The organism is Priestia sp. TSO9 (assembly GCF_021029645.1).
GTDB lineage: Bacteria > Bacillota > Bacilli > Bacillales > Bacillaceae_H > Priestia > Priestia megaterium_E.
In genome coordinates this window covers 137266-161405 of the sequence record NZ_JAJEKD010000016.1, presented here as the reverse complement: position 1 = coordinate 161405, position 24140 = coordinate 137266, and the positions used below count along the sequence as shown (strand labels likewise).

Below are 24140 nucleotides of genomic sequence, written 5' to 3'. Positions count from 1 at the left end.
GTCTTATTTTTGTGTTAAAGCTGCTTTAATTCTTGGTTTAAAACAATGGCTTGCTTTTGAGTTTTGACATCTTTTGCTATGTCTCCAGGTGCATTGGCTTCTCCAATGATGTATCCACTAAAGGAAGAGCCAATAAAATCGACAATGTATTGAAATTGCATAATAAGAGGAAGAGCTTTTACAGATGCGCCTGTGCCCCCTACTACTAATACATACACGCGCTTATTTTTCATTTGTTCTTTGAAGTTGATTGTCGAATCTCTAAGACTTTCAGACCAACGATCCACAAAGTTCTTCATTAATCCGCTCATACCGTACCAGTAAAGAGGCGTAACAAATAAAATAGTGTCGCGCGCTGCCATCTTTTTCGCTATATCATAATAATCATCTTGTTGATTGGTAAACCCAAGTTCATCGTGACGCATATCAGTAATAGGGTTAATGGTATGCCGGCGCAAGTAAACTTCTTCCGTATTGATATCTTTTAAGACTGCTTTAGCTAATTCCTCCGTATTTCCGTTTTCTCGTGAACTTCCATAAATGGTGATCATGTTATCCCTCCTCATCGTTTTTCTTATTTATCATACCTTGTTTGTAAAAAAAGTAGACATGAATGTGCTTTGTCTAACGATATTCGTAAAAAATGAACAGCAAAAAACAACAGAATTAAAAATAAGGATAAATTCTCATACCCTGCTAAAAATATCCTACTTATGTCATATTTGAAATAAAAATGTAATATTTTTGGGGCTTATTTTCACGAAGAGTGATGTTATAATGAGAAAGCGCGTGAGAAGAGTCGAATTTTTGGTTTGGATTGTAGAGTTTTGTCGTATTTTGACAAGTTTTACATAGTATTAAAATAACACACTTGATTAGGTGATTACTTATGATTGAAATGCAAAATGTATATAAAACGTATCCGAACGGTGTAAAAGCAATCAATGGCATTAGCATCAAGATTAATCAAGGTGAGTTTGCTTATATCGTAGGACCAAGTGGAGCAGGAAAATCCACTTTTATTAAAATGATGTATCGTGAAGAAAAGCCTTCTTCAGGAAATATCATTGTAAACGGTGCAAATGTAGCAAAAATAAAAGATAGCAGAGTTCCTATCTTTAGACGTCATATTGGTGTAGTCTTTCAAGATTTCAAGCTGCTTCCAAAATTAACGGTCTATGAAAACATTGCTTTTGCACTAGAAGTAATTGAGCAAAGTCCCGAAGAAATTAAAAAGCGAGTGCTAGAGGTGCTAGAGCTTGTTAAGTTAAAGGGTAAAATGGATTCTTTCCCTGATGAACTATCTGGAGGCGAGCAGCAGCGTGTGTCTATTGCACGTTCAATTGTGAATAGTCCTAAGGTTGTCATCGCCGATGAACCGACAGGGAATCTTGATCCGGAGACTTCGTGGGAAATCATGGATATCTTTGAGGAGATTAATAAACGCGGTACGACTATTTTAATGGCAACGCATAACCGTGAAATTGTAAATACAATTCGAAAGCGTGTAATTGCGATTGAAAATGGAAATGTTGTGCGCGATGAAGTAAGAGGTGAATACGGATATGAAGGCTAGAACATTCGGGCGCCACTTACGTGAAGGATCTAAAAGTTTAGGAAGAAACGGCTGGATGACATTCGCATCTGCAAGTGCTGTTACCGTGACGCTCTTGCTTGTAGGCGTATTTTTTATGTTGATGATGAATTTAAACCACATTGCTAAATTGATTGAAAATGATGTGGAAATTCGTGTTCACGTTGATGCTGCAGCGACAGCAGATGATCGAAAAGCAATGAAAGAAAAGCTAGATGCAATTAAGCAAGTTGATACGGTGACGTTTTCTTCTAAAGATAAAGAGTTAAAAGATTTAATTAATAGTATGGGTGATGAAGGACAAGCTTTTGAACCGTTTGAACAGCAAAACCCATTAAATGATGTATTTGTTGTTAAAACAAAAGAGCCGACTGATGTCGCAAAAGTAGCTAAACAAATTGAGAAATATCCGTATGCAGCAAAAGTTCAATACGGACAAGATCAAGTTGAAAAGTTATTTAAAGTGCTGAAAGTAGCTCGTAATATTGGAGTAGTGCTGATTTTAGGGCTTCTATTTACAGCAATGTTCCTAATTTCAAATACAATTAAAATTACGATTGTAGCTCGCCGTGAAGAGATTGAAATTATGCGCTTAGTTGGAGCTACAAACTCCTTTATTCGCTGGCCGTTCTTTATTGAAGGTCTGTTTTTAGGAGTGCTTGGTTCTATTGTGCCAATTGCAGTTATTATCGGTGTATACAGCGTTTTATATAATGAAGTTCAACCTAAGTTTGATGGATTCTTTGAACTTTTACCTGCCTTTCCATTCGTGCTTCAAGTGTCGCTATTATTACTAGTGATCGGCGGTCTAATTGGGATGTGGGGAAGTACATTATCCATCCGTAAGTTCTTACGAAAATAAGAATAGATTTTTAACATAATAGATTACAACAACCTCACATTTGATGTTTATCAAATGTGAGGTTGTTGTGTAATTACACATAAAAATAGAAAAAAGTGCTAATGGGGGTCTTGCTAATGCCCGTTTATACGGGGAAATATGTGCAGATGGGGAGAAACAAATGACACGTAAGACATTAGTAATGACAGCAGCAGTTTTAGTTGGACTAAGTGCGGCTTGGATAGGTAATGAAAAAATTGCTTATGCAGAAAGTGCCAGCACTACTAAACTCAGTGATTTAGAGAAAAAAAGTGATGATGTGAACCAAAATATTAATCAAAATAAAGAGAAATTAAAAGAGGTTCAAGAAAAGCAAAAAAACGAAGAAGCTGAGATTGCACGCTTGGATTCAGAGGTCGGACAAACGAATGCAGATATCCGCAGCCGTGAATCTGAAGTAGAAAAAGCAAAGCAAGACATCGAAAAGCTGAAAAGCGAGATTGACGTTGTAAAAAAACGAATTGAAAAACGAAATGAGCTATTAAAAAAACGTGCTCGTGCTTTACAAGAAAATGGCGGGTCTGTGGATTACATAGATGTACTGCTAGGCTCTGAAAGCTTCGGAGACTTTATTAGCAGAGTGAGTGCGGTTTCGACAATTGTAGGGGCTGACCGTGATTTGTTAATGCAGCATGAAGCCGATAAAAAGGCAAAAGAAGAGAAAGAAACAAAAGTTCAAAACAAGCTAACGGAAGTAAATCAAGCGCTTGAAGAACTTAAAAATCTTCGTGCGCAGCTGCAAAAACAAGTGGATGAAAAGAATCAGCTCATGCAAACGCTCAAAGATCAGGAAAAAGAATTTAATGAAGAAGCCGTTGGATTAGAAGAGCAAGCTTCTATTTTAGCTGATCAAAAAAATGCAGCACAAGCTCAACAGCAAGAAATTGAAACAGCCGGGGCAACAGAGGGGGCACCCCCTGTTACAAGCGGGTCGTTTATGAGGCCGGCAAAGGGCCCGGTAACATCTCATTTTGGGTATCGAGAAACGTTTGGAAGAGGACACTACGGTATTGATATTGGAAAGCGAGGAGAAAGTGTGCCAGTTGTAGCCGCAGCAAGCGGAAAGGTAATTAGAGCATATCATTCTTCTTCTTTTGGTAATGCCGTATTTATTCGTCACAATGTAGAAGGTCAGACGTGGGTTACAGTTTATACTCATTTAGAGAGCTACAGCGTCTCAAGCGGTCAATCTATCAATAAAGGTCAACAATTAGGTTATATAGGGAACACAGGACGTTCGTTTGGTGCTCACCTGCATTTTGAATTGCATAAAGGCGATTGGAAAGGCAAAAGTTCCGCTGTAAACCCTGAAAGTTATATTAAATTTTAAGTTCCTAGCATACGTGGTACAAGCTCAACATATAGTTTAACAAAAAGGCATCGCACTTGATTTGTGTGATGCCTTTTGCTACAAATAACACATGCATCCTTTTTATTACATAGTTTTGGTTGTATCTATTATAATAAGAAGAGATGGCTTAAGGTTGAGGAGGATGAAAGAACTTGAATCGGAAAATCGTTGCACTATTAATGGCACTCTCCTTAGTTGTTGGAGCAGCAGGTACATATTTTGGCATTCAGTATGCAAATGCTGGAACGGTCAGTACCCCCCTTACAACTTCTTCAAATGATAGTAAAGTGGAAAAGGAAGAGCTAGACAAAATCAAGCAAGCTTATGAACTGATATCTTCAAAATATTACAAAGATGTAGATGACAAAAAATTATTAGATGGCGCAATCCAAGGGATGGTACAAACCTTAGGAGACCCTCACTCATCTTACATGGATAAGAAAACGGCACAGCAATTCACGCAGTCTCTTGATTCATCGTTTGAGGGAATTGGCGCTGAAGTAAGCATGGTAGATGGAAAAGTAACAATCGTAGCTCCGTTTAAACAATCTCCTGCGGAAAAAGCAGGATTAAAACCAAATGATCAGATTTTAAAGATCGATGGTAAAAGTATCGCGGGTCTGGAATTGAATGAAGCAGTATTAAAAATTCGCGGTAAAAAAGGCTCTACCGTGACATTAGATGTTCAACGACCGGGCGTGAAAGAAACGATGAAAGTAAAAGTTGTAAGAGATGAGATTCCAATTGAAACCGTCTATTCTTCTGTTAAAAATGTAAACAATAAAAAAATTGGCTACATGGAAATTACGTCATTCTCTGAATCAACGGGAGACGAATTTACGAAACAGTTGAAAAAACTTGAAAATAAAAATATTGATGGCTTAGTTCTAGACGTTCGAGGAAATCCTGGTGGCTATTTAACGAGCGTTGAAAAAATGCTTGATAAATTAGTGACGAATAAAAAGCCATATATCCAAATTGAAGATCGTAACGGTGAACGTCAAAAAGTGGTTTCTTCAATGAAAAAGCAAAAGGATTATCCAATTGTGGCCTTGATTGATGGAGGGAGTGCATCCGCTTCTGAAATTCTTGCCGGGGCATTAAAAGAAGCAGGAGGATACAAGCTAGTCGGTGAAAAATCCTATGGAAAAGGAACCGTTCAACAAGCTGTTCCAATGGAAGACGGCAGTAATTTAAAATTAACGTTCTATAAATGGCTAACGCCTGATGGAAACTGGATTAACGAAAAAGGTATAAAACCAACGGTAGAAGTCAAGCAGCCGGATTATTATTATGCAAATCCAATTCAAGTTGATAAAAAGCCATTAACACGTGATATGACAGGTGACCAAGTGAAGAATGCTCAAGTGATGCTAAAAGGCCTTGGCTTTGAACCTGGACGTACAGACGGATATTTTAGTAAAGAGACAGAAACAGCTGTAACTGCATTCCAAAAAGCCAATAAGCAAAAAGCTACAGGTGAAATCGATGAAGATACAGCAGCGCTTTTACAAACAAAACTTCTAGAAAAAATTAAATCAAAAGATGAAGATCGTCAGCTTCAAACGGCTTTAAAGCTAGCTAGTCAATAAGAAGTAGAAAAAGTTCCGTGCTTTTCCAAAGCACGGAACTTTTTTAGTAAAAACAACATTGTCGGTTAGTGATGCATTTTGATAAAATAAAGAAGCCTATGATACATAACAATCAATCGTAAATGTTGTAATAAAAATGTGAAAAATACAGGTGGTGAAAAAATGGATTTTGCATTAGAGCTCTTAAAAGGTATCGGGCGTTTGTTTTTACATCCGTTAACTTATCTATTTCTGCTCGTCTCGTTTTTTGTAGGTCTTTCTCGCGTCAAGAGAGAGCGTCAGAATTTTCATGTTCGCGTGTTTGATTTTATTTTAGAAGCAAAATATTTATTTTTTCCAGGTATCATTATTGGGTTGATTTTATCCGTTGTTACCGTGTTGCTAGGTGTCTATGTATCTATAGGAATGATTGTACTTGTAGCTGTTTTAACTTTTATCATAAGCGGTCCGTGGACGTTTAAATGGCTTTCTCCTTCTTACACCGTAGGACTGGCTGTGCTTGCAACCTTGCTTATTCCGGCATCTGGTTTCGGTGAAGGATTTATTCAAACGTGGTCTGTGCAAGCTCATAACGCAGATTTACCTTCTCTGACTATTTTAATGTCTCTGCTTGTATTAGCAGAAGGATATTTAATTTGGAAATTTGGAGCAAAAGGTACGTCTCCAGCCATTGTGAAAAGTAAAAGAGGGCAGGAAATTGGAGCTCATTACTCTCAAAAATTATGGGTTGTCCCGCTTTTTGTCTTAATTCCAGGCAGCGCCATTACGTCTGTGTTTCCATGGTGGCCTGTGTTATCTATTGATGGAACATCATTTAGCCTGTTTTTTGTTCCTTTTGCTATCGGTTTTTATCAGCGAATTCAAAGTATGGTGCCGTTTAAATCTATTGAATTTACCGGTAAGCGTGTATTAGCATTAGGCGTGGGATTAACGATCATTACGATTGCTGCTATTTTTTATCCTCTTGCCGCTGTAGCTGTTGTTATTCTAGCGATCATAGGAAGAGAGTGGATTCGTTTGCAGCAGCGTCGAAGCGATGAAAAAGCGCCCGCACTGTTTACTAAGCGTACACAAGGTTTGGTTGTATTAGGAATCATCCCTCATTCTCCGGCAGAGAAAATGGGTTTGAAAGTAGGAGAAGTGATTATTAAGGTAAATGGAATCGCTGTATCTGAGGTCCATAAATTTTATGAAGCATTACAAGTTAATAACCGTGCTTTTTGTAAGCTAGAAGTTATTGACGAAAATGGAGAAGTTCGCTTTACTCAGCGAGCATTGTATGACAACGAACATCATGAACTAGGTATTTTGTTTGTACACAATTATACAAAACGTGATTCACAAGCTGGTTAAAAGACAGATAAAAAGGAGAAATGTTTGTGGAAGTCAAAACGATTGCCGCAGTTTTTCTACCCGCCATATTGCTTGTTCTGTTTGCTAGAGTAACATATAACTTATATGTTGCCACAGCGCTGACGCTTTTGTTGATAGCTGTTTCTGTATATAAAGGGTACGCAGATTATCCGCTTATTATTTTAATAGATTTACTTTCAGCAGCCATCGGTTTTATATATGCAAAAAGCATGCTAGCAGCTGGAAAATAAAGATTGTTGGTTTGATGATAAGTTAATGGCTTATTATTAAACTGTACAAAAAAGCTCTCTGCACAACGTAGAGAGCTTTTTTGTGTAAAAAAGTGAGTTAGAACTTATAACAATATTGTTTCGGTTCATTTAATGAGCGAGTATAATCAAATTAATTAGACAAATATGTTTATGAATAAAATATTTTAAACACTTATGTATAAATTTATTTAAATAAGTGTACAGAAATGTGAGAAGGGTATAGAAAAATAAAATTATTAATCTGAAAATTTAGTTTATTTTTAATTTTAAAACATAAAAGGAGGTTTAGGATTGATGGAAGTATTAATGAGAACGATGTTTCAGTCGCTTGGCAAAAATCATTCAATGAACAAATTAGCTAAAAAGTATGGATTGAGGATGGGGGCAGCTCGTTTTGTTGCTGGAGACTCAACCGAATCAGCAATTCAAACATCTAAGGAGCTTAACAATAGTGGAAAAGTTGTTACACTTGATCATTTAGGAGAATTTGTTTTTACAGAAGAGGAAGCCAGGTTGTCTACTGCCATGTGCATTCAGACACTAGAAGCCATTGCAGAATCGGGCGTTCAATCAAATTTATCATTAAAGATGACTTCTTTAGGATTGGATATTAGCAAAGAGCTTTGTATGGAAAATATGCGCAGAATTCTACACACGGCCAGAATGAATAATATTTTTGTTCGAATTGATATGGAAGACTACTTGCACTGCCAAATCTCCCTTGATATGTATAAAGAATTACGCAAAGAATTTGATAATGTTGGAATTGTGATTCAAGCGTATCTTTATCGTACAGAACAAGATATGAGTGACTTACATCAATATCAAGCTAATTTACGTCTAGTAAAAGGAGCTTATAAAGAATCACCAGAAGTATCATTTCCAGAAAAGAAAGACGTAGATGAAAACTATAAAAAAATCATTAAAATGCATTTATTAAATGGTCACTATACAGCTGTAGCAAGTCATGATGAAGAAATGATTCAGTACACAAAACGATTAGTAAGAGAAAATGGTATTTCAAATGACCAATTTGAGTTCCAAATGCTTTATGGAATTTGCGTAGAGATGCAGGACCGTCTAGTAAAAGAAGGATATAAAGTCAGGGTTTATGTTCCTTACGGCATTGATTGGTTTGGGTATTTCATGAGACGCCTAGCCGAGCGTCCCGCCAACGTATGGTTCGTGCTGAAAAACTTTGCGAAATAAATTTCTAATTAAAGGGGACTGGTTGAAATGACAGTAAGTACAAAAATCTCAGTTTTTAAAAATGAACCGTTTACTGATTTTTCGTCAGAAGAGAATAAACAAGCGATGCAAGCGGCGTTAATGAAGGTGAAAAAAGAACTGGGACAAACATATCCTCTCACGATTGGAAAGGATAAAATCTTAACAGAAGAAGTGATTGTCTCTACGAATCCGGGAAAAGTAGATGAAGTGATTGGCAGAGTAAGCCGTGGCACTAAAGCTTATGCTGAGCAGGCAATGCAAGAAGCATCAGCAGCCTTTCAATCATGGAAGAACGTCCCGCCTGCTGAACGTGCTGATTATTTACTCAAAGCAGCAGAGCTGATGAGAGAAAGAAAGTATGAATTTTCTGCCATGCTCGTTTATGAAGTGGGGAAAAACTGGGCAGAAGCTGATGCGGATACAGCGGAGGCAATTGACTTTATGGAATTTTATGCCCGAGAAATGATTCGTTTAAGTGAAACGAATGAGCATCGTCCTTTAACGCCGGTAGAAGGTGAAAAAACAGAGATGACGTATATTCCTTTAGGCGTAGGAGTAGTCATTTCCCCTTTTAATTTTCCGCTTGCCATCATGGCTGGAACGACTGTAGCTGGAATTGTATCTGGAAATGCGGTTATTTTAAAGCCGGCTGATTCTGCACCGGTTATTGCTGCGAAATTTGTTCAATTGATGGAGGAAGTCGGTCTTCCGTCTGGTGTTCTGAATTTTATCCCTGGAGATGGCATAGAAGTTGGGGAATATTTAGTCGAACATCCTCAAACTCGTTTTATTTCTTTTACGGGATCAAGAGAAGTAGGATGTCGCATTTATGAACGTGCTTCAAAAGTACAGTCTGGACAAATTTGGTTGAAACGCGTCATAGCTGAAATGGGAGGAAAAGATGGCGTTGTAGTAGATGAAACGGCAGACTTAGAAGCGGCAGCGCAAGCGATCGTAGCATCTGCGTTTGGATTTCAAGGCCAAAAGTGTTCCGCTGGCTCTCGAGCGATTATTGTAGAATCTGTTTATGAAGAGGTTGCCCAAAAGGTAGCCGCGTTAACAAAAGAATTAACCGTCGGACTGCCTGAAGACAACCCTTCTATGGGACCTGTTATTGATCAAAAAGCGTATGAAAAAGTATTAGCCTACATTGAAATTGGCAAAGAAGAAGGAAAGCTTATTGCCGGGGGAGCTAAAGCTCCCGGAAATGGCTACTATATAGAACCTACAGTATTCAAAGATGTGGATTCAAAAGCACGAATTATGCAAGAAGAGATTTTTGGGCCGGTCCTTGCGTTGACAAAAGCAGCTAACTGGGAAGAAGCCATTGAGATTTACAATGAAACTGATTACGGTTTGACGGGAGCCTTTTTCTCTGAAGCCGAAGAGAGGATTCAAAGGGCATTAGCTACCATGCACTGCGGTAACTTATATATTAACAAAAAATGTACAGGAGCATTAGTTGGCGTTCATCCTTTTGGCGGTTTTAATATGTCCGGAACGGACTCGAAAGCCGGAGGGTATGATTATCTTCTGTTATTTACACAAGGGAAGATGACAGCGAGAAAACAGAAATAAGTTAAGTCTATAGGAAATCAAAAAATTTGACACGAAGCATCTTTAGCTTCGTGTCGAATTTTTTGATTAGTTTAGTCCGTATTCTTTGATTTTGTTGTAAAGGGTGCCCCGTGAAATGCCAAGCAGATCTGCTGCTGCACTTTTGTTTCCATAGGTTTTTTGAAGAGTCTCTTCTATTAGCCTAGCTTCTTGAAGAGAATCTTCTTCTTTTTGAACTTCTGTGAAAGAACTTGCATCCTTCAGATTGTCAGGAAGGTGCGTAAGGGTAATCAACGACTGATCACTTAGAAAAATCATTCGTTCAATCGTATTTCTCAGCTCGCGAATATTGCCTGGCCAATCGTATTGCATAAAGGCTTCGAGAACTTCAGAGCTAATGAAAGGAGCCTTCTTTTTATACTTCTTGCTGAATTCCTGTACAAATTGCTGAGTCAATGCTTCGATGTCTTCCTTATGGTCTCGAAGCGGCGGAATAATAATGTTGATGACGGTCAGCAAATAGTAAAGATTTTCATGGAATTCACCGGCTTTTAGCAACTCTTCCAAAGGCGTCGTGGTAGAGGCTACAATTCGGGTTTGAACTTGAATTTCTTCCGTGCCTCCAACGTGATAAAAGGATCGTTCTTCCAAGTAACGGAGAAGCTTAACTTGAATTTCAAGAGGCATTTTATCAATTTCTTCAATAAATAACGTCCCGTTGTGAGCCTGCTCCAGTTTTCCCGCAATGGTTGTTGGATCTTCTGAAAAGACATCTTTTTGATGACCAAAGAGCTCAATTTCCAGGAGTCCCGATGGAATAGTGGCGCAATTTAAAGATAAAAAAGGTTCTTTATGTTTAGATCCCCCGTAGTGGATGGCCTGAGCCAGCATTTCTTTCCCAGAACCAGGTTCTCCTGTTAATAAAATAGGCATATCTGTAGATGCCACTTTTTTGGCAATGTCAACGGCTTGCTTAATTTCAGGACTGATACCCGCGAAAGAAGAAAACGGATTATCTTTTGGAATGAGAAGAGACACATCAATTTCTTCATTTAATCTTACAATATTGGTAATGTCATGTTCAGTTGCGACTCCACCTATAACTCGATTGTTTCTTATAATAGGAGATGCATTGATGAGCACGTGAGTTTGTTCATTAGGACGATGATACGTTCCGCGTACAGGGCGCCCTTCATTTAGAATCGTATGTAGAATGATGGATTCATCTTTGAAATGCTCTCCGATTTTTCTACCCATAATATCATCTCTCTGAATCTTATACGTATGTTCCGCAGCAGTATTCCACAAGATTACATTTCCTTCATTATCGACCGCTGTCACTGCATCATTAATGGTTTCTGCCAATGTATCAAAATAGGAAGCTAATATCTCATTTTGGCTATGCAAATGTGTAATCCACTGTGAAGGTGTTACAAGTCCTATTGTGGTTTCTTGGTTTTCTGCTTGAATGAGGACTGGTCTGTTCCAGTTTGTGTTGGCTTGTAAATTGGCTAACGTAGAAGTAGAAGATGAAGGCCAATTTGTATCCGCTATTACTTTTTTTATAGACGATGCCTCGTCATGACCTGTTAACAGGTATCGTTCATCTTTTTGTATTACATAAAAGGTACTTGCTGTGACTATAACGAAGTCATAGTTTGAAAGTTCAGATTTCACTTTAGCTAAAGAAGTTGATTCTTCAACTGTTATAAAGGAGTTATTTATAAGAACTTGATCAACGCTTGCCATACTAAACCCCTCTCAGTACATATTTTTTATACTGTATCATAATTTAGAAATTGGCGCAAAAGCCTATCTTTTTCAAACAATTACGCAGCTTACTTTCTTTTATTGCTTTCATCTAAAGAGTTGTATTCCCTTCGAAAAGGGTAGTATAAGAATTTAGTGGGTAATAAAGTAACAGGGTAAAAAATAAAAACAAACAAACACTATATAAGATTAATACTCATTAGTTTCATTTATGATTATAAAGTGATAAAATACGAATATCAGTTCGTGTTTTCGGTTTTTACATATCGTAATAAAAAATAGATAAAACAAGAAAATGGAAACGGAGGCCTTCATTTGAAAGATCAGTTTGAATTAGTATCCCCATATCAGCCGCAAGGTGATCAGCCAAAGGCAATTGAAAAGATTGTGAAAGGAATTAAAGAAGGTAAGCAGCATCAAGTTTTATTAGGTGCTACAGGAACGGGAAAAACCTTCACCATGTCTAATGTTATTAAGGAAATAAATAAGCCGACACTAATTATGGCTCATAACAAAACGCTTGCTGGTCAATTGTACAGTGAGTTTAAAGAGTTTTTTCCTAATAATGCAGTTGAATACTTTGTCAGTTACTACGATTACTATCAGCCTGAAGCCTATGTACCTCAAACAGATACATTTATTGAAAAAGATGCAAGCATTAATGATGAAATTGATAAACTTCGTCACTCGGCAACTTCTTCTCTCTTTGAACGAAAAGATGTCATTATTATTGCCAGCGTGTCCTGTATTTATGGCTTAGGGTCTCCGGAAGAATACAAAGAAATGGTCGTATCTCTTCGAGTAGGAATGGAAAAAGAGCGCAATCAGCTGCTTCGTACGCTAGTGGATGTACAGTACGAAAGAAACGATATTGACTTTAAGCGCGGAACGTTTCGCGTTCGCGGCGATGTTGTGGAGATTTTTCCTGTATCTCGAGATGAACACTGTATTCGCGTCGAGTTTTTCGGAGATGAAATTGACCGCATTCGAGAAGTTGACGCTCTAACAGGAGAAATTATTGGAGATCGTGAACATGTAGCTATCTTCCCGGCATCTCACTTTGTCACGAGAGAAGAAAAAATGCGCGTTGCTATTCAAAACATTGAAAAAGAATTAGAAGAACAGCTAGAGAAGCTAAAAGAAGCAGGAAAGCTTTTAGAAGCGCAACGCTTGGAGCAGCGCACGCGCTACGATCTAGAAATGATGAGAGAAATGGGCTTTTGTTCGGGAATCGAGAACTACTCTCGTCATTTAACGCTTCGTCCCGCTGGTTCTACACCTTATACACTGCTGGACTTCTTCCCGGAAGATTTCCTTCTTGTTGTGGATGAATCACACGTTACGATTCCTCAAGTTAGAGGAATGTACAATGGAGACCAAGCGCGTAAACAAGTGTTAGTAGATCATGGTTTCCGCTTGCCGTCCGCATTAGATAACCGCCCGCTTAAATTTGATGAATTTGAACAGCATATTAACCAAATTGTCCATGTTTCTGCAACACCAGGTCCTTACGAACTTGAGAAGGCACCTGATGTAATTGAACAAATTATCCGTCCAACGGGATTATTGGATCCAAATATCGAAGTTCGACCAATTGAAGGACAGATTGATGATTTAATTGGAGAAATTCACGACCGGATTAAGCGAAATGAACGAGTGCTCGTTACGACGTTAACAAAGAAAATGTCTGAGGATTTAACGAACTACTTAAAAGAAATTGGCATTAAAGTTCAATATCTTCACTCTGAGGTGAAGACGCTCGAGCGTATTGAAATTATCCGAGAGCTGCGGCTTGGAAAATACGATGTGCTTGTAGGAATTAACTTACTTCGTGAAGGTTTAGATATTCCGGAAGTTTCGTTAGTAACCATATTAGACGCGGATAAAGAAGGATTCTTGCGCTCAGAACGATCGCTTATTCAAACCATCGGACGTGCTGCGCGAAATTCTAATGGACATGTCATTATGTATGCAGATCGCATCACAAATTCCATGGACATTGCTATCAATGAGACCAAGCGTCGTAGAAGTATTCAAGAAGCTTACAATGAAGAGCATGGTATTACACCGACAACGATTCAAAAAGAAGTTCGAGGCTCAATTCGTGCAACAGTAGTAGCAGAAGATACAGAAACGTATGAAGAAGCACCGGCATTTGATAAGCTCAACAAAAAAGAAAAAGCAAAGCTCGTAGAAGAAATGGAACAAGAAATGAAAGAGGCAGCCAAAGCGCTTAATTTTGAACGCGCAGCTGAGCTTCGTGACTTGATTCTAGAATTAAAAGCGGAAGGGTGATAAAACATGGCGATGGAAAAAATCGTGGTAAAAGGTGCACGAGCCCACAATTTGAAAAATATCGATATTGAAATCCCACGAGACAAATTAGTGGTATTAACAGGGTTATCAGGTTCTGGTAAATCTTCTTTGGCTTTCGATACAATCTATGCAGAAGGACAAAGACGTTATGTCGAGTCGCTTTCGGCATATGCAAGACAGTTTTTAGGTCAAATGGATAAGCCCGATGTAGATTCAATCGAAGGATTGTCGCCTGCTATTTCAATCGATCAAAAAACAACGAGCCGAAACCCTCGTTCAACCGTCGGAACTGTGACCGAAATCTATGACTATTTGCGCCTTTTGTTTGCTCGTGTAGGAAAGCCGATTTGTCCTAATCATGGAATTGAAATTACATCTCAAACGATTGAGCAAATGGTAGATAGAATTTTAGAGTACCCTCAACGCACAAAACTTCAAGTACTGGCACCTGTGGTATCTGGCCGAAAAGGTACCCACGTAAAAGTGCTAGAAGATATTAAAAAGGAAGGGTACGTTCGCATTCGAGTAGACGGAGAAATGCGTGAAATAACAGAAGAAATTGAACTGGAAAAAAACAAAAAGCATTCCATTGAAGTAGTGATTGATCGCGTTGTTGTAAAAGAAGGTGTAGCCGCTCGTTTGTCGGACTCTTTGGAATCAGCTCTTCGCCTTGGAGAAGGGAAAGTAATTATTGATGTGGTAGGTGAAGAAGAACTGCTTTTTAGTGAGCATCATGCTTGTCCAAAATGTGGTTTCTCCATCGGAGAACTTGAGCCCCGCATGTTTTCATTTAATAGTCCGTACGGGGCGTGTCCAACGTGTGACGGGTTAGGAACGAAATTGGAAGTGGATAAAGATTTAGTTATTCCTAACTATGACTTAACGCTTCGCCAGCACGCAATTGCACCTTGGGAGCCAACAAGTTCTCAATACTATCCGCAGCTGCTTGAAGCCGTATGTACACATTACGGCATCGATATGGACGTGCCGGTGCGAGATATCCCGGAACACTTATTTGATAAAGTATTATATGGCAGCGGCAAAGAAAAAATTTACTTTCGCTATGAAAATGATTTTGGCCAAGTAAGAGAAAATCATATCGAATTTGAAGGCGTGCTTCGGAATGTAGAGCGCCGTTATCATGAAACAAGTTCAGATTATATCCGTGAGCAAATGGAAAAGTACATGGCTCAGCAAGCTTGCCCAAAATGTAAAGGAAATCGCTTAAAACGCGAAAGCTTAGCGGTGCTTATTGACGAAAAGCATATAGGAGATACAACCCGCTTCTCAGTAAAAGAAGCATATGATTTTTTTGAAAGTCTCAGCCTATCTGAAAAAGACATGAAGATTGCGGATATGATACTGCGTGAAATTCGTGAGCGTCTAAGCTTTCTCATTAACGTGGGGCTTGATTACTTAACATTGAACCGCTCTGCTGGAACTCTCTCAGGAGGAGAAGCACAGCGGATCCGTTTAGCTACTCAAATTGGTTCTCGTTTGACGGGGGTTCTTTATATTTTAGATGAACCTTCTATCGGTCTTCATCAGCGTGACAATGATCGCTTAATTCGCACGATGCAAGATATGCGCGATATTGGAAATACGTTGATTGTTGTAGAACATGACGAAGATACGATGATGGCAGCTGATTATTTAATTGATATCGGACCAGGAGCCGGGGTACACGGGGGGGCTGTTGTTTCTCAAGGTACGCCTCAGGAAGTGATGAAGGATGAAAACTCTTTAACGGGTCAATATCTATCAGGAGAGAAGTTTATTCCTCTTCCAGCGGAAAGACGGTCAATAGATAAAGATCGGATGATTGAAATTATAGGAGCAAAAGAAAATAATTTAAAAAATGTAAAAGCAAAGCTTCCGTTAGGTATGTTCACGGCTGTTACAGGTGTATCTGGATCTGGTAAGAGTACGCTGGTAAATGATATCCTTCATAAATCATTGGCGCAAAAGCTGCATAAAGCAAAAAGCAAAGCAGGAGAACATAAAGAAATCAAAGGCATTGAACACTTAGATAAAGTCATTGATATTGATCAGTCTCCCATAGGCCGTACGCCTCGTTCGAACCCTGCAACGTATACAGGTGTATTCGATGACATTCGAGATGTATTTGCCCAAACAAACGAAGCAAAAGTGCGCGGATATAAAAAAGGCCGTTTTAGCTTTAACGTGAAAGGCGGCCGCTGTGAAGCCTGTCGAGGAGACGGTATTATCAAAATTGAAATGCATTTCTTGCCAGATGTATACGTCCCTTGTGAAGTCTGCCACGGCAAACGATATAACCGTGAAACTTTAGAAGTGAAATACAAAGATCAAAACATTTCAGATGTGTTGGATATGACCGTTGAAGACGCGCTTCACTTCTTTGAAAACATTCCAAAGATTAAGCGGAAGCTGCAGACCATTTACGATGTAGGACTTGGCTATATCACGCTTGGACAGCCGGCTACTACTTTATCCGGTGGAGAGGCACAGCGTGTAAAGTTAGCTTCAGAGCTTCACCGCCGCTCAACAGGAAGAACGCTGTACATTTTAGACGAACCGACTACCGGTCTTCATGTCGATGATATTGCACGATTATTAAAAGTGCTCCAGCGTTTAGTTGAAAATGGAGATACGGTTCTAGTGATCGAACATAATTTAGACGTTATCAAAGCTGCTGATTACCTTCTTGATTTAGGGCCTGAAGGTGGAGATAAAGGCGGACAAATTGTGGCTACGGGTACGCCAGAAGAAGTGGCAAAAGTAAAAGAATCCTATACGGGTCATTATTTGAAGCCAATTTTAGAACGTGACCGTAAACGTATGGAGAAAAAAGTTGAAAAAGCAGAGGCATTAACTCGTTAAAAGACACCAGCATTGGTGTCTTTTTTATAAAGAATGAAACTTTTTAACTCATTAAAACGTAATACATGATATAAGGAGCTGATTATTATGGAAGGAAATCGCATACTATCTTCCTTAAATTATTTTAGCGTTTTCTTTGCCCCATTTTTATTACCTATTATTATTTATTTTGTTGTTCATAACATAGAAGTAAAGAAACATGCAAAAACTGCATTTTTGTCACATTTATTACCTATCGCTACAGCGATCTTGTTTTTATTTTTCTTGCTTCCTGCTCTTACTGGCTCTAGTGGAACGGTATTTATTCTTTTAATTGTAGCGTTAGTTGTTGTTTCTTTAGTTAATGTTGTTGTGTTTGTATGGAATATTGTAAAAGGGATACAAATATTAAGCAGATAAAAGTTAAATGACTAAAACGTAAAGAGGAGATGGAAGGTATGAGTGAAAAGCGCAAACAAATTTTACAGATGGTAGAAGAAGGGAAACTTAGCGTAGATGAGGCTTTAACTTTGCTAAATTCACTGGAAAAAGACTCAGCTAATGACTCTTACTATGCTACGCCTGATAAAGCTGAGCTATCCCCTTATGTAGGAGGAAAACAGAAAAAAACGTACGCTTCTAAGTCATCTCAAAGCTCTTTAAAGGAAAAGTTATTTACATTTGTAGATCAAACGGTAAAAAAAGTAAAAGAAGGAGATTTAGATTTTAACTTTGGTCCTTCGATTGACGTTCAGCACATCTTTCAACAATCAGAAGCATATATTCAAGAGATTGACGTAGATTTAGCAAATGGAAGCGTTCAACTCCGACCTTGGGGAAGTACAGAAGTACGAATAGAGTGTGAAGCTGCTATCTACAAAGTAGAGAATTCGGATGAAGCGCGCCGCACTTTCTTGCAGCATACGGCATTTTCCATCGAAAATGGCAAATTGCGCTTTGCAATTCAGCAAAAGCAAATGAAGGTGAAAGCGATTATTTATATTCCAGAAATGGAATATGAACGCGTCAAGCTCCGTATGTTTAATGGTTCAATCGATGGGGAAAGACTAAGCGTACGAGACTTGAAAGCCAAAACAGCTAATGGTACCATCCGCTTTTACGATGTGAACAGCCATTCTCTTGAAATGGAGACATCAAACGGGCATATGGAACTTTCTCGAATACTCGCTTCGAAATGTGAGCTTGAAACAATTAATGGAACGGTTAAATTTGATGGAGATACAAAAAAGATTGATGTTCAGACATTTAACGGAGATATTGATACGTATTTAAAAGGAGAGCGCATTGAAAAGGCATTTTTCAAAACGACTACAGGAAGCATTACGCTCTATACGCCGCCTCATCTCTCCGTTGATGGAGATTTGAAATCTAACTTTGGGAATTTTACGTGTACACTTCCTGAGATGGAAATAGTAGATGAGAAAAAAGAAACAGTGATGAAACAACTTCGTTTCAAAGCAAATGTCGCTTCGCTAAAAGGCTATAAATTGTTAGCTGAATCCAAAACGGGCTCAATTGTTATAAAATAGAAAACGCTTGTTTTAGTGAAAAAACAAAGGAGATGATTAACGTGCGAAAGTTGTATCGTTCGCGAACAAATCGCAAGCTTGCGGGTGTTATCGGCGGTATTTCTCAGTATATCGGAATAGATGCTTCACTACTCCGCGTATTGTTTATCATCAGTTTATTTTTTACGGTAGGTACTCCCGTCATTTTATATATGATTTTTGTGTTTTTAGTTCCAAATGAAGAAGGAGATTTCTAAAGATGTTATTGCGTGGAATCATTAGTATTTTAATCAATGCCCTCGTATTAATCGTAATTGCAGGTTATATCGACACTTTCCACTTGGAATCAGTTAGTGCAGCTATTATCGCGAGCTTGATTCTATCTATTTTGAACGTGTTTGTTAAGCCAATTTTAATTTTACTTACCCTGCCGGTGACATTTCTTACGCTTGGGCTGTTTTTATTCGTCATTAATGCCATTACGCTGATGATTACACAAAGTGTTATGGGAGATTCTTTTAATATTGACGGGTTTGGTACAGCACTTTTAGCCTCAGTAATTATGTCGCTTTTAAATGCGCTTATTCAACGAGTGATTGTTGAACCGCTTCAAAATAGAAGATAACTTTCTTGCAATATTTAATTTTCTAAAAAAGATGGTAAGGCGATGCAGCCTATGCCATCTTTTTTTTCTTTTCTTTCTGTATTAATGATAAAATAAAATGGCTAGTAGAACCAAACGCGACATAAAAGCGAGAGTTGGATATACTGTAGACATGAACAGATATATGACTGTTCATAAAAGGAGGATGCACGGTGGTTAAAGTACGTACAAAAGACATCATTGAGAAATTTAAATTAGAGCTTATTAGCGGAGAAGAAGGAATCGACCGCCCTATTTCAACAAGTGATATTTCACGTCCAGGTATTGAAATGGCAGGTTATTTTACATATTACCCAGCGGAACGTATCCAGCTGCTAGGTAAAACAGAACTATCATTTTTTAAACAATTAGATGATGAACAAAAAAAAGTTCGAATGGAAAAGATGTGTACAGATATCACGCCGGCTATCATTGTTTCGCGCGAAATGGATGTACCGAAAGAACTTATCGAAGCTTCAGAGCGTGAATCAGTTCCTGTACTGCGTTCAAGCTTTAAAACAACACGACTTTCCAGCCATTTAACGAATTTTCTTGAAAGCCGGCTAGCACCTACTACTGCTCTGCACGGCGTATTAGTGGATATATACGGAATTGGTGTATTAATCATGGGGAAAAGCGGCGTTGGTAAAAGTGAAACAGCCTTAGAGCTTGTTAAGAGGGGACATCGTCTAGTAGCCGATGACTGTGTAGAAATCCGTCAAGAAGATCAAGACACGCTTGTAGGAAATGCGCCTGGTTTAATCGAGCATTTGCTTGAAATTCGAGGACTAGGGATCATCAATGTGATGACGCTATTCGGCGCAGGAGCTGTACGAAGCTATAAGCGAATTTCACTTGTTATTCAGTTAGAGACATGGGATCAGCAGAAGCATTATGATCGCCTTGGTTTAGAAGAAGATAAAATGAAAATTATTGATACAGACGTTACAAAAATTACATTGCCAGTACGTCCGGGACGAAACTTAGCTGTTATCATTGAAGTGGCAGCAATGAACTTCCGCTTAAAGCGTATGGGTATTAACGCAGCAGAACAATTTTCCGCACGTCTAACAGATGTAATTGAAGAAGGAGATCGTGAAGATTTATAAGAAAGGGTGTTAACTTGTGGAAGCAACTATTCAGCCGTTAGATCGCGTGTTCCTTGAAATTGGCCCTCTAACGGTCTACTGGTACGGCGTAATTATCGGTGTAGGTGTTCTATTAGGTCTTTATATTGCGACAAGAGAAAGCGTAAGAAGAGGCTTATCAAAAGATACATTTGTTGATCTCATCTTATTTGCTGTGCCAATAGCTATTATTTGTGCACGAATTTATTATGTATCCTTTGAATGGGGATACTATTCAAAGCATTTAAATGAAATACCTCAGATTTGGCAAGGTGGGATTGCCATTCATGGTGGCTTAATCGGAGGCGTATTAACTGCCATTGTATATTCGAAAGTAAAAAAGATTTCATTTTGGAAGCTGGCTGATATTGCTGCGCCTAGTTTAATCCTTGGCCAAGCCATTGGGCGCTGGGGCAACTTTATGAATCAAGAGGCACACGGGGGACCGGTTACCCGTGCTTTTTTAGAAGGATTGCACCTTCCAAATTTTATTATTAACCAAATGTATATTAACGGTACATATTATCATCCTACGTTTTTATACGAATCATTATGGGATTTTGCCGGATTTATCCTGTTGATGGTACTTCGCCGCACCAGTCTGCGAAAAGGAGAAATTTTCTTATCTTATTTAATCTGGTACTCAGTTGGACGCTTCTTTGTAGAAGGGCTTCGCACGGATAGTTTAATGCTGACGCATACACTCAGAATCGCTCAAGTTGTTTCACTTGTACTGATTGTAATAGCCATTATTTTAATTATTGTGCGCCGCGTGACGGGAATGAGTAAACAGAAATACTTAGAGAATGAAGAAGCACAATCTAAGGCGTAAATGAAGAAAAGCTACAAGATTTACACAAACTTGATTTGACACAAGGGAAGGAAATGAATAATGACGATTAATACGGTTTTGTTTGATTTAGACGGTACGTTAATTGATACCAATGAATTAATTATTGCTTCGTTTACTCATACGCTTAATCACTATTATCCTGAACAATATACTCGTGAAGATATTTTACAGTTTATGGGACCTCCTTTATACGACACGTTTGTAGAAATGGATAAAACGAAAGTAAACGAAATGATTGAGATGTATCGCACGCATAATCTAGCTAATCATGATTTGCTTGTTCAAGAATTTGAAGGCGTAATTGAAACAGTTAAATGGCTGCACGAGCAGAATTATAAATTAGGTATTGTCACAACAAAGCAAAGAAATACGGTCATGATGGGGCTTAAGTTAACAAAGTTAGACCAGTTCTTTGATACGATTGTCGCAATTGAAGACGTAACAAATGCAAAGCCGCATCCTGAGCCAGTAGAAAAAGCACTGAAGATGCTTGATGCTAAACCTGAAGAAGCACTGATGGTGGGAGATAACCATCACGACATCGTTTCCGGTCAAAGAGCTTATACGAAAACAGCTGGAGTTGCTTGGAGTGCAAAAGGAAGAGATCATATCGCTTCTTATAATCCTGATATTATTTTAGAAAATATGACGGATTTAATTGATATATTAAAAGGAGAACGTCAGTGAGAAAAACGACGCGCTATCCGGTTAAAGGAGCTAATTCCCTTTGGCATGTCTATAAGACCGTGCCTTTTTGGAAAGTAGTGCGCAACTTCCTAATCATTCAATGCGCTCGCTATACGCCTTTTCTTTCGATGAAAAACTGGCTGTATAAAACGTGCTTAGGGATGAAAGTAGGGCCTCATACATCCTTTGCCCTTATGGTGATGCTCGATATTATGTTTCCTGAAAAAATACAAGTAGGACGCAATACGGTCATTGGATACAATACAACTATTCTTGCTCATGAATATCTGATAACGGAATATCGTCTTGGAGATGTCATCATTGGGGATGAAGTGATGATTGGAGCAAATAGCACCATCCTTCCAGGTGTAACAATCGGCAATGAAGCGGTTGTAGCGGCTGGAACGGTGGTTCATAAAGATGTAGCACCCGGTTTCTTTGTTGGAGGTAACCCTATGCGTGTCATCTATACAAAAGAAGAAATGGAAAAGCGCAGGGAAGCAGAACCTAAAGCCACAACTTAGCAAGAACTAAGCTGTGGCTTTTTTTGTAAATTTGAACAGCTGGCGGTTGACGGCTGACTTTATCGGGTGTAAACTATCAATAACTTTAATTTGTTATTTCGCTAATACATTAGTGTGATAAAGTGAAAACAACCTATCAATGGTTCCTTAATAGATAAAATCAAGCTTAAAGGACGTGTCGGAATGTCAAAGTTATTTATGTTTGAAAAACCCCTTGGAATGAGAGATACTCTGCCAGCTCTTTTTGAAAGAAAAAAACAAGTTCGCAATCAGCTGGCAGATGAAATCAGCAGCTGGGGCTATCAATATATGGCAACGCCTACGGTGGAATATTACGAGACGGTAGGAAGCGCATCAGCTATTTTAGATCAGCAATTGTTTAAACTTTTAGATAAAGAAGGGCATACGCTTGTGCTGCGACCGGATGTAACAACACCATTTGCACGTGTGGCCGCTTCAAAACTTTTAAATAATTCTCCTTTGCGCTTAGCTTATGAAGCAAATGTATTCCGAGCTCAGCAGCGTGAGGGCGGCCGCCCGGCGGAGTTTGAACAAATAGGCGTTGAGCTAATTGGAGACGCTACGATGAGCAGCGATGCTGAAGTCATTGCTCTCATGATCGGCGCATTAAAAAGAGCGGGACTTAAATCATTTAAAGTGGCAATTGGCCACATCGGGTTTGTTAATTCGCTTTTTTTAGAAATTGTCGGAAATGAAGAACGTGCTAACGTGCTTCGCCGCTTTTTATATGAGAAAAATTACGTGGGTTATCGTAATCATGTAAAAGATTTGAATCTATCTTCTATTGATAAACAGCGTCTCCTTCAGCTGCTTAACCTGCGCGGAGATGAAAAGAAGATTGAAGAAGCGGTTGAACTAGTTGAAAACGAAGCTGGTAAAAAAGCAGCCGGTGATTTGACAAAGCTATGGAATATGCTTGATGCGTACGGTGTGACGGATGAAATTAAAATTGATTTTAACTTAGTCAGTCATATGAGCTATTACACAGGTATTTTATTTGAAGTCTTTGCTGAAAACGTTGGTTTCCATATCGGTAATGGAGGACGTTATGACCAGCTTCTTGAAAAATTTGCGTCTAAAACACCAGCTACAGGATTTGGAATTCAGCTCGACCGCTTAATTGAAGCGCTGGGCGAAGAAGTATATGAGCCTTCAGCAGTATACGGCATATTATATAGCCAGGAGCGTTTAGATGAGGCATTAGCTTTAGCCGCTGAACAGCGCAAGCAAGGATACCGGGTAGTGACTCAGGAAATTGCAGGCGTTGATGATGTTGATGTATTTACGGCACAGTTTGAAGAAGTGACGTTTCTAATTGGAAAACGAGGCAAGGGGGGACAATAATGAGTGAACTATTAACAATTGCAATGCCAAAAGGACGTATTTTTGAAGAAGCGGCTGAACTTTTGCGTCAAGCAGACTTTCAATTGCCACCAGAATTTGACGATTCGCGCAAGCTGATTGTAGACATTCCTGAAGAGAACATGCGCTTTATTTTAGCAAAACCAATGGACGTTACTACTTATGTAGAATACGGGGTAGCGGATCTTGGTATTGCAGGTAAAGACGTAATGTTAGAAGAAGAAAGAGATGTCTATGAGCTGTTGGATTTAAATATTAGTAAATGTCATCTGGCCGTTGCCGGTTTGCCTAATGCTAAAAAATCAGAAATTGCTCAAAAAGTGGCAACCAAATATCCAAATGTAGCATCTACTTATTTCAGGGAGCAAGGAGAGCAAGTCGAAATTATTAAATTGAATGGTTCCATTGAATTAGCGCCTTTAATCGGCCTGGCTGATCGGATCGTTGATATTGTATCAACGGGACAAACACTAAAAGAGAACGGACTTGTTGAATTGGAGCACATTGAAGATATTACATCGCGTTTGATTGTGAACCCTGTGAGCTATCGTTTAAAAGACGAACGAATTGATGATTTAGTGAATCGTTTAGCTCAAGTGGTTCAACCTGTATAAAAG

The 24140-nt window shown here is 38.7% G+C and carries 22 protein-coding genes; 20 read left to right on the top strand and 2 right to left on the bottom strand.

What is annotated here, in order from left to right; genetic code table 11:
• Positions 1-14 precede the first annotated feature (14 nt).
• Entirely contained in the window at positions 15-551 is a 537-nt protein-coding gene (locus LJC66_RS25745) for a flavodoxin family protein (protein WP_230933789.1), read from the bottom strand.
• 338 nt (positions 552-889) lie between these two features.
• On the opposite strand from LJC66_RS25745, the gene ftsE reads away from it, so the two are divergent.
• The 8 genes from ftsE to pruA all read left to right on the top strand — a co-directional run bounded on the left by ftsE (position 890) and on the right by pruA (position 9871).
• A complete protein-coding gene (gene ftsE / locus LJC66_RS25740) occupies positions 890-1576 on the top strand; it encodes a cell division ATP-binding protein FtsE (protein ID WP_013085414.1) in 687 nt (228 codons plus the stop codon).
• Positions 1566-2456, top strand: coding sequence for a permease-like cell division protein FtsX (ftsX, locus tag LJC66_RS25735; RefSeq protein WP_014457813.1), 891 nt, complete (start codon positions 1566-1568; stop codon positions 2454-2456). The genes ftsE and ftsX overlap by 11 nt, the downstream gene beginning before the upstream one ends.
• A 160-nt stretch (positions 2457-2616) precedes the next feature.
• Positions 2617-3825, top strand: coding sequence for a murein hydrolase activator EnvC family protein (locus tag LJC66_RS25730; protein WP_230933788.1), 1209 nt, complete (start codon positions 2617-2619; stop codon positions 3823-3825).
• 173 nt (positions 3826-3998) lie between these two features.
• Complete coding sequence (locus tag LJC66_RS25725; RefSeq protein ID WP_013059738.1) at positions 3999-5438, top strand: S41 family peptidase; 1440 nt, start codon at positions 3999-4001, stop codon at positions 5436-5438.
• Positions 5439-5600: 162 nt separating this feature from the next.
• On the top strand, positions 5601-6791 hold the full coding sequence (locus LJC66_RS25720; protein WP_025752562.1) for a PDZ domain-containing protein: 1191 nt from the start codon (positions 5601-5603) through the stop codon (positions 6789-6791).
• A 26-nt stretch (positions 6792-6817) separates the two neighbouring features.
• Entirely contained in the window at positions 6818-7042 is a 225-nt protein-coding gene (locus LJC66_RS25715) for a DUF2198 family protein (protein WP_013059736.1), read from the top strand.
• 315 nt (positions 7043-7357) lie between these two features.
• Positions 7358-8272 (top strand): proline dehydrogenase family protein, encoded by a 915-nt coding sequence (locus LJC66_RS25710; RefSeq protein ID WP_230933847.1) that lies wholly within the window; start codon positions 7358-7360, stop codon positions 8270-8272.
• A 27-nt stretch (positions 8273-8299) separates the two neighbouring features.
• Positions 8300-9871 (top strand): L-glutamate gamma-semialdehyde dehydrogenase, encoded by a 1572-nt coding sequence (gene pruA / locus LJC66_RS25705; RefSeq protein WP_230933787.1) that lies wholly within the window; start codon positions 8300-8302, stop codon positions 9869-9871.
• A gap of 66 nt (positions 9872-9937) precedes the next feature.
• On the opposite strand, the gene LJC66_RS25700 is transcribed toward pruA, so the two are convergent.
• The gene (locus LJC66_RS25700; protein WP_230933786.1) at positions 9938-11599 is read right to left on the bottom strand and encodes a sigma-54 interaction domain-containing protein; all 1662 of its coding nucleotides are present in this window, start codon (positions 11597-11599) and stop codon (positions 9938-9940) included.
• Between the two features lie 336 nt (positions 11600-11935).
• On the opposite strand from LJC66_RS25700, the gene uvrB reads away from it, so the two are divergent.
• The 12 genes from uvrB (at position 11936) to hisG (ending at position 24137) form a co-directional block, all read left to right on the top strand.
• Positions 11936-13915, top strand: a complete 1980-nt coding sequence (gene uvrB, locus LJC66_RS25695) for an excinuclease ABC subunit UvrB (RefSeq protein WP_050688914.1) — start codon at positions 11936-11938, stop codon at positions 13913-13915.
• A 6-nt stretch (positions 13916-13921) separates the two neighbouring features.
• The gene (uvrA, locus tag LJC66_RS25690) at positions 13922-16798 is read left to right on the top strand and encodes an excinuclease ABC subunit UvrA (protein WP_230933785.1); all 2877 of its coding nucleotides are present in this window, start codon (positions 13922-13924) and stop codon (positions 16796-16798) included.
• 87 nt (positions 16799-16885) lie between these two features.
• The gene (locus tag LJC66_RS25685) at positions 16886-17197 is read left to right on the top strand and encodes a hypothetical protein (RefSeq protein ID WP_013059730.1); all 312 of its coding nucleotides are present in this window, start codon (positions 16886-16888) and stop codon (positions 17195-17197) included.
• Between the two features lie 38 nt (positions 17198-17235).
• Positions 17236-18327 carry a DUF4097 family beta strand repeat-containing protein gene (locus tag LJC66_RS25680; protein WP_230933784.1) on the top strand — a complete coding sequence of 364 codons (1092 nt, stop codon included), beginning with the start codon at positions 17236-17238 and terminating at the stop codon, positions 18325-18327.
• Positions 18328-18368: 41 nt separating this feature from the next.
• Positions 18369-18563 carry a PspC domain-containing protein gene (locus LJC66_RS25675; RefSeq protein ID WP_013059728.1) on the top strand — a complete coding sequence of 65 codons (195 nt, stop codon included), beginning with the start codon at positions 18369-18371 and terminating at the stop codon, positions 18561-18563.
• Between the two features lie 2 nt (positions 18564-18565).
• A complete protein-coding gene (locus LJC66_RS25670) occupies positions 18566-18931 on the top strand; it encodes a phage holin family protein (RefSeq protein WP_013059727.1) in 366 nt (121 codons plus the stop codon).
• Positions 18932-19122: 191 nt separating this feature from the next.
• On the top strand, positions 19123-20058 hold the full coding sequence (hprK, locus tag LJC66_RS25665) for an HPr(Ser) kinase/phosphatase (protein ID WP_013059726.1): 936 nt from the start codon (positions 19123-19125) through the stop codon (positions 20056-20058).
• 16 nt (positions 20059-20074) lie between these two features.
• Positions 20075-20908, top strand: coding sequence for a prolipoprotein diacylglyceryl transferase (gene lgt, locus LJC66_RS25660; RefSeq protein ID WP_028409654.1), 834 nt, complete (start codon positions 20075-20077; stop codon positions 20906-20908).
• Positions 20909-20968: 60 nt separating this feature from the next.
• A complete protein-coding gene (ppaX, locus tag LJC66_RS25655; RefSeq protein WP_195695717.1) occupies positions 20969-21616 on the top strand; it encodes a pyrophosphatase PpaX in 648 nt (215 codons plus the stop codon).
• On the top strand, positions 21613-22140 hold the full coding sequence (locus LJC66_RS25650; protein ID WP_144633527.1) for an acyltransferase: 528 nt from the start codon (positions 21613-21615) through the stop codon (positions 22138-22140). The genes ppaX and LJC66_RS25650 overlap by 4 nt, the downstream gene beginning before the upstream one ends.
• Positions 22141-22323: 183 nt before the next feature.
• On the top strand, positions 22324-23505 hold the full coding sequence (locus LJC66_RS25645) for an ATP phosphoribosyltransferase regulatory subunit (RefSeq protein ID WP_230933783.1): 1182 nt from the start codon (positions 22324-22326) through the stop codon (positions 23503-23505).
• On the top strand, positions 23505-24137 hold the full coding sequence (hisG, locus tag LJC66_RS25640) for an ATP phosphoribosyltransferase (RefSeq protein ID WP_013059721.1): 633 nt from the start codon (positions 23505-23507) through the stop codon (positions 24135-24137). Before LJC66_RS25645 ends, hisG begins: the two co-directional genes overlap by 1 nt.
• The last annotated feature ends 3 nt before the right edge of the window (positions 24138-24140 follow it).

Excerpts from the sequence above, each read along its gene's own strand:
- ppaX (WP_195695717.1), top strand. The coding sequence starts at position 20,969 with ATGACGATTAATACGGTTTTGTTTGATTTAGACGGTACGTTAATTGAT.
- ftsX (WP_014457813.1), top strand. The coding sequence starts at position 1,566 with ATGAAGGCTAGAACATTCGGGCGCCACTTACGTGAAGGATCTAAAAGT.
- LJC66_RS25710 (WP_230933847.1), top strand. The coding sequence starts at position 7,358 with ATGGAAGTATTAATGAGAACGATGTTTCAGTCGCTTGGCAAAAATCAT.
- uvrA (WP_230933785.1), top strand. The coding sequence starts at position 13,922 with ATGGCGATGGAAAAAATCGTGGTAAAAGGTGCACGAGCCCACAATTTG.
- ftsE (WP_013085414.1), top strand. The coding sequence starts at position 890 with ATGATTGAAATGCAAAATGTATATAAAACGTATCCGAACGGTGTAAAA.
- LJC66_RS25670 (WP_013059727.1), top strand. The coding sequence starts at position 18,566 with ATGTTATTGCGTGGAATCATTAGTATTTTAATCAATGCCCTCGTATTA.
- LJC66_RS25745 (WP_230933789.1), bottom strand. The coding sequence starts at position 551 with ATGATCACCATTTATGGAAGTTCACGAGAAAACGGAAATACGGAGGAA.
- hisG (WP_013059721.1), top strand. The coding sequence starts at position 23,505 with ATGAGTGAACTATTAACAATTGCAATGCCAAAAGGACGTATTTTTGAA.
- LJC66_RS25700 (WP_230933786.1), bottom strand. The coding sequence starts at position 11,599 with ATGGCAAGCGTTGATCAAGTTCTTATAAATAACTCCTTTATAACAGTT.
- LJC66_RS25680 (WP_230933784.1), top strand. The coding sequence starts at position 17,236 with ATGAGTGAAAAGCGCAAACAAATTTTACAGATGGTAGAAGAAGGGAAA.
- pruA (WP_230933787.1), top strand. The coding sequence starts at position 8,300 with ATGACAGTAAGTACAAAAATCTCAGTTTTTAAAAATGAACCGTTTACT.
- LJC66_RS25685 (WP_013059730.1), top strand. The coding sequence starts at position 16,886 with ATGGAAGGAAATCGCATACTATCTTCCTTAAATTATTTTAGCGTTTTC.
- LJC66_RS25720 (WP_025752562.1), top strand. The coding sequence starts at position 5,601 with ATGGATTTTGCATTAGAGCTCTTAAAAGGTATCGGGCGTTTGTTTTTA.
- LJC66_RS25730 (WP_230933788.1), top strand. The coding sequence starts at position 2,617 with ATGACACGTAAGACATTAGTAATGACAGCAGCAGTTTTAGTTGGACTA.
- LJC66_RS25645 (WP_230933783.1), top strand. The coding sequence starts at position 22,324 with ATGTCAAAGTTATTTATGTTTGAAAAACCCCTTGGAATGAGAGATACT.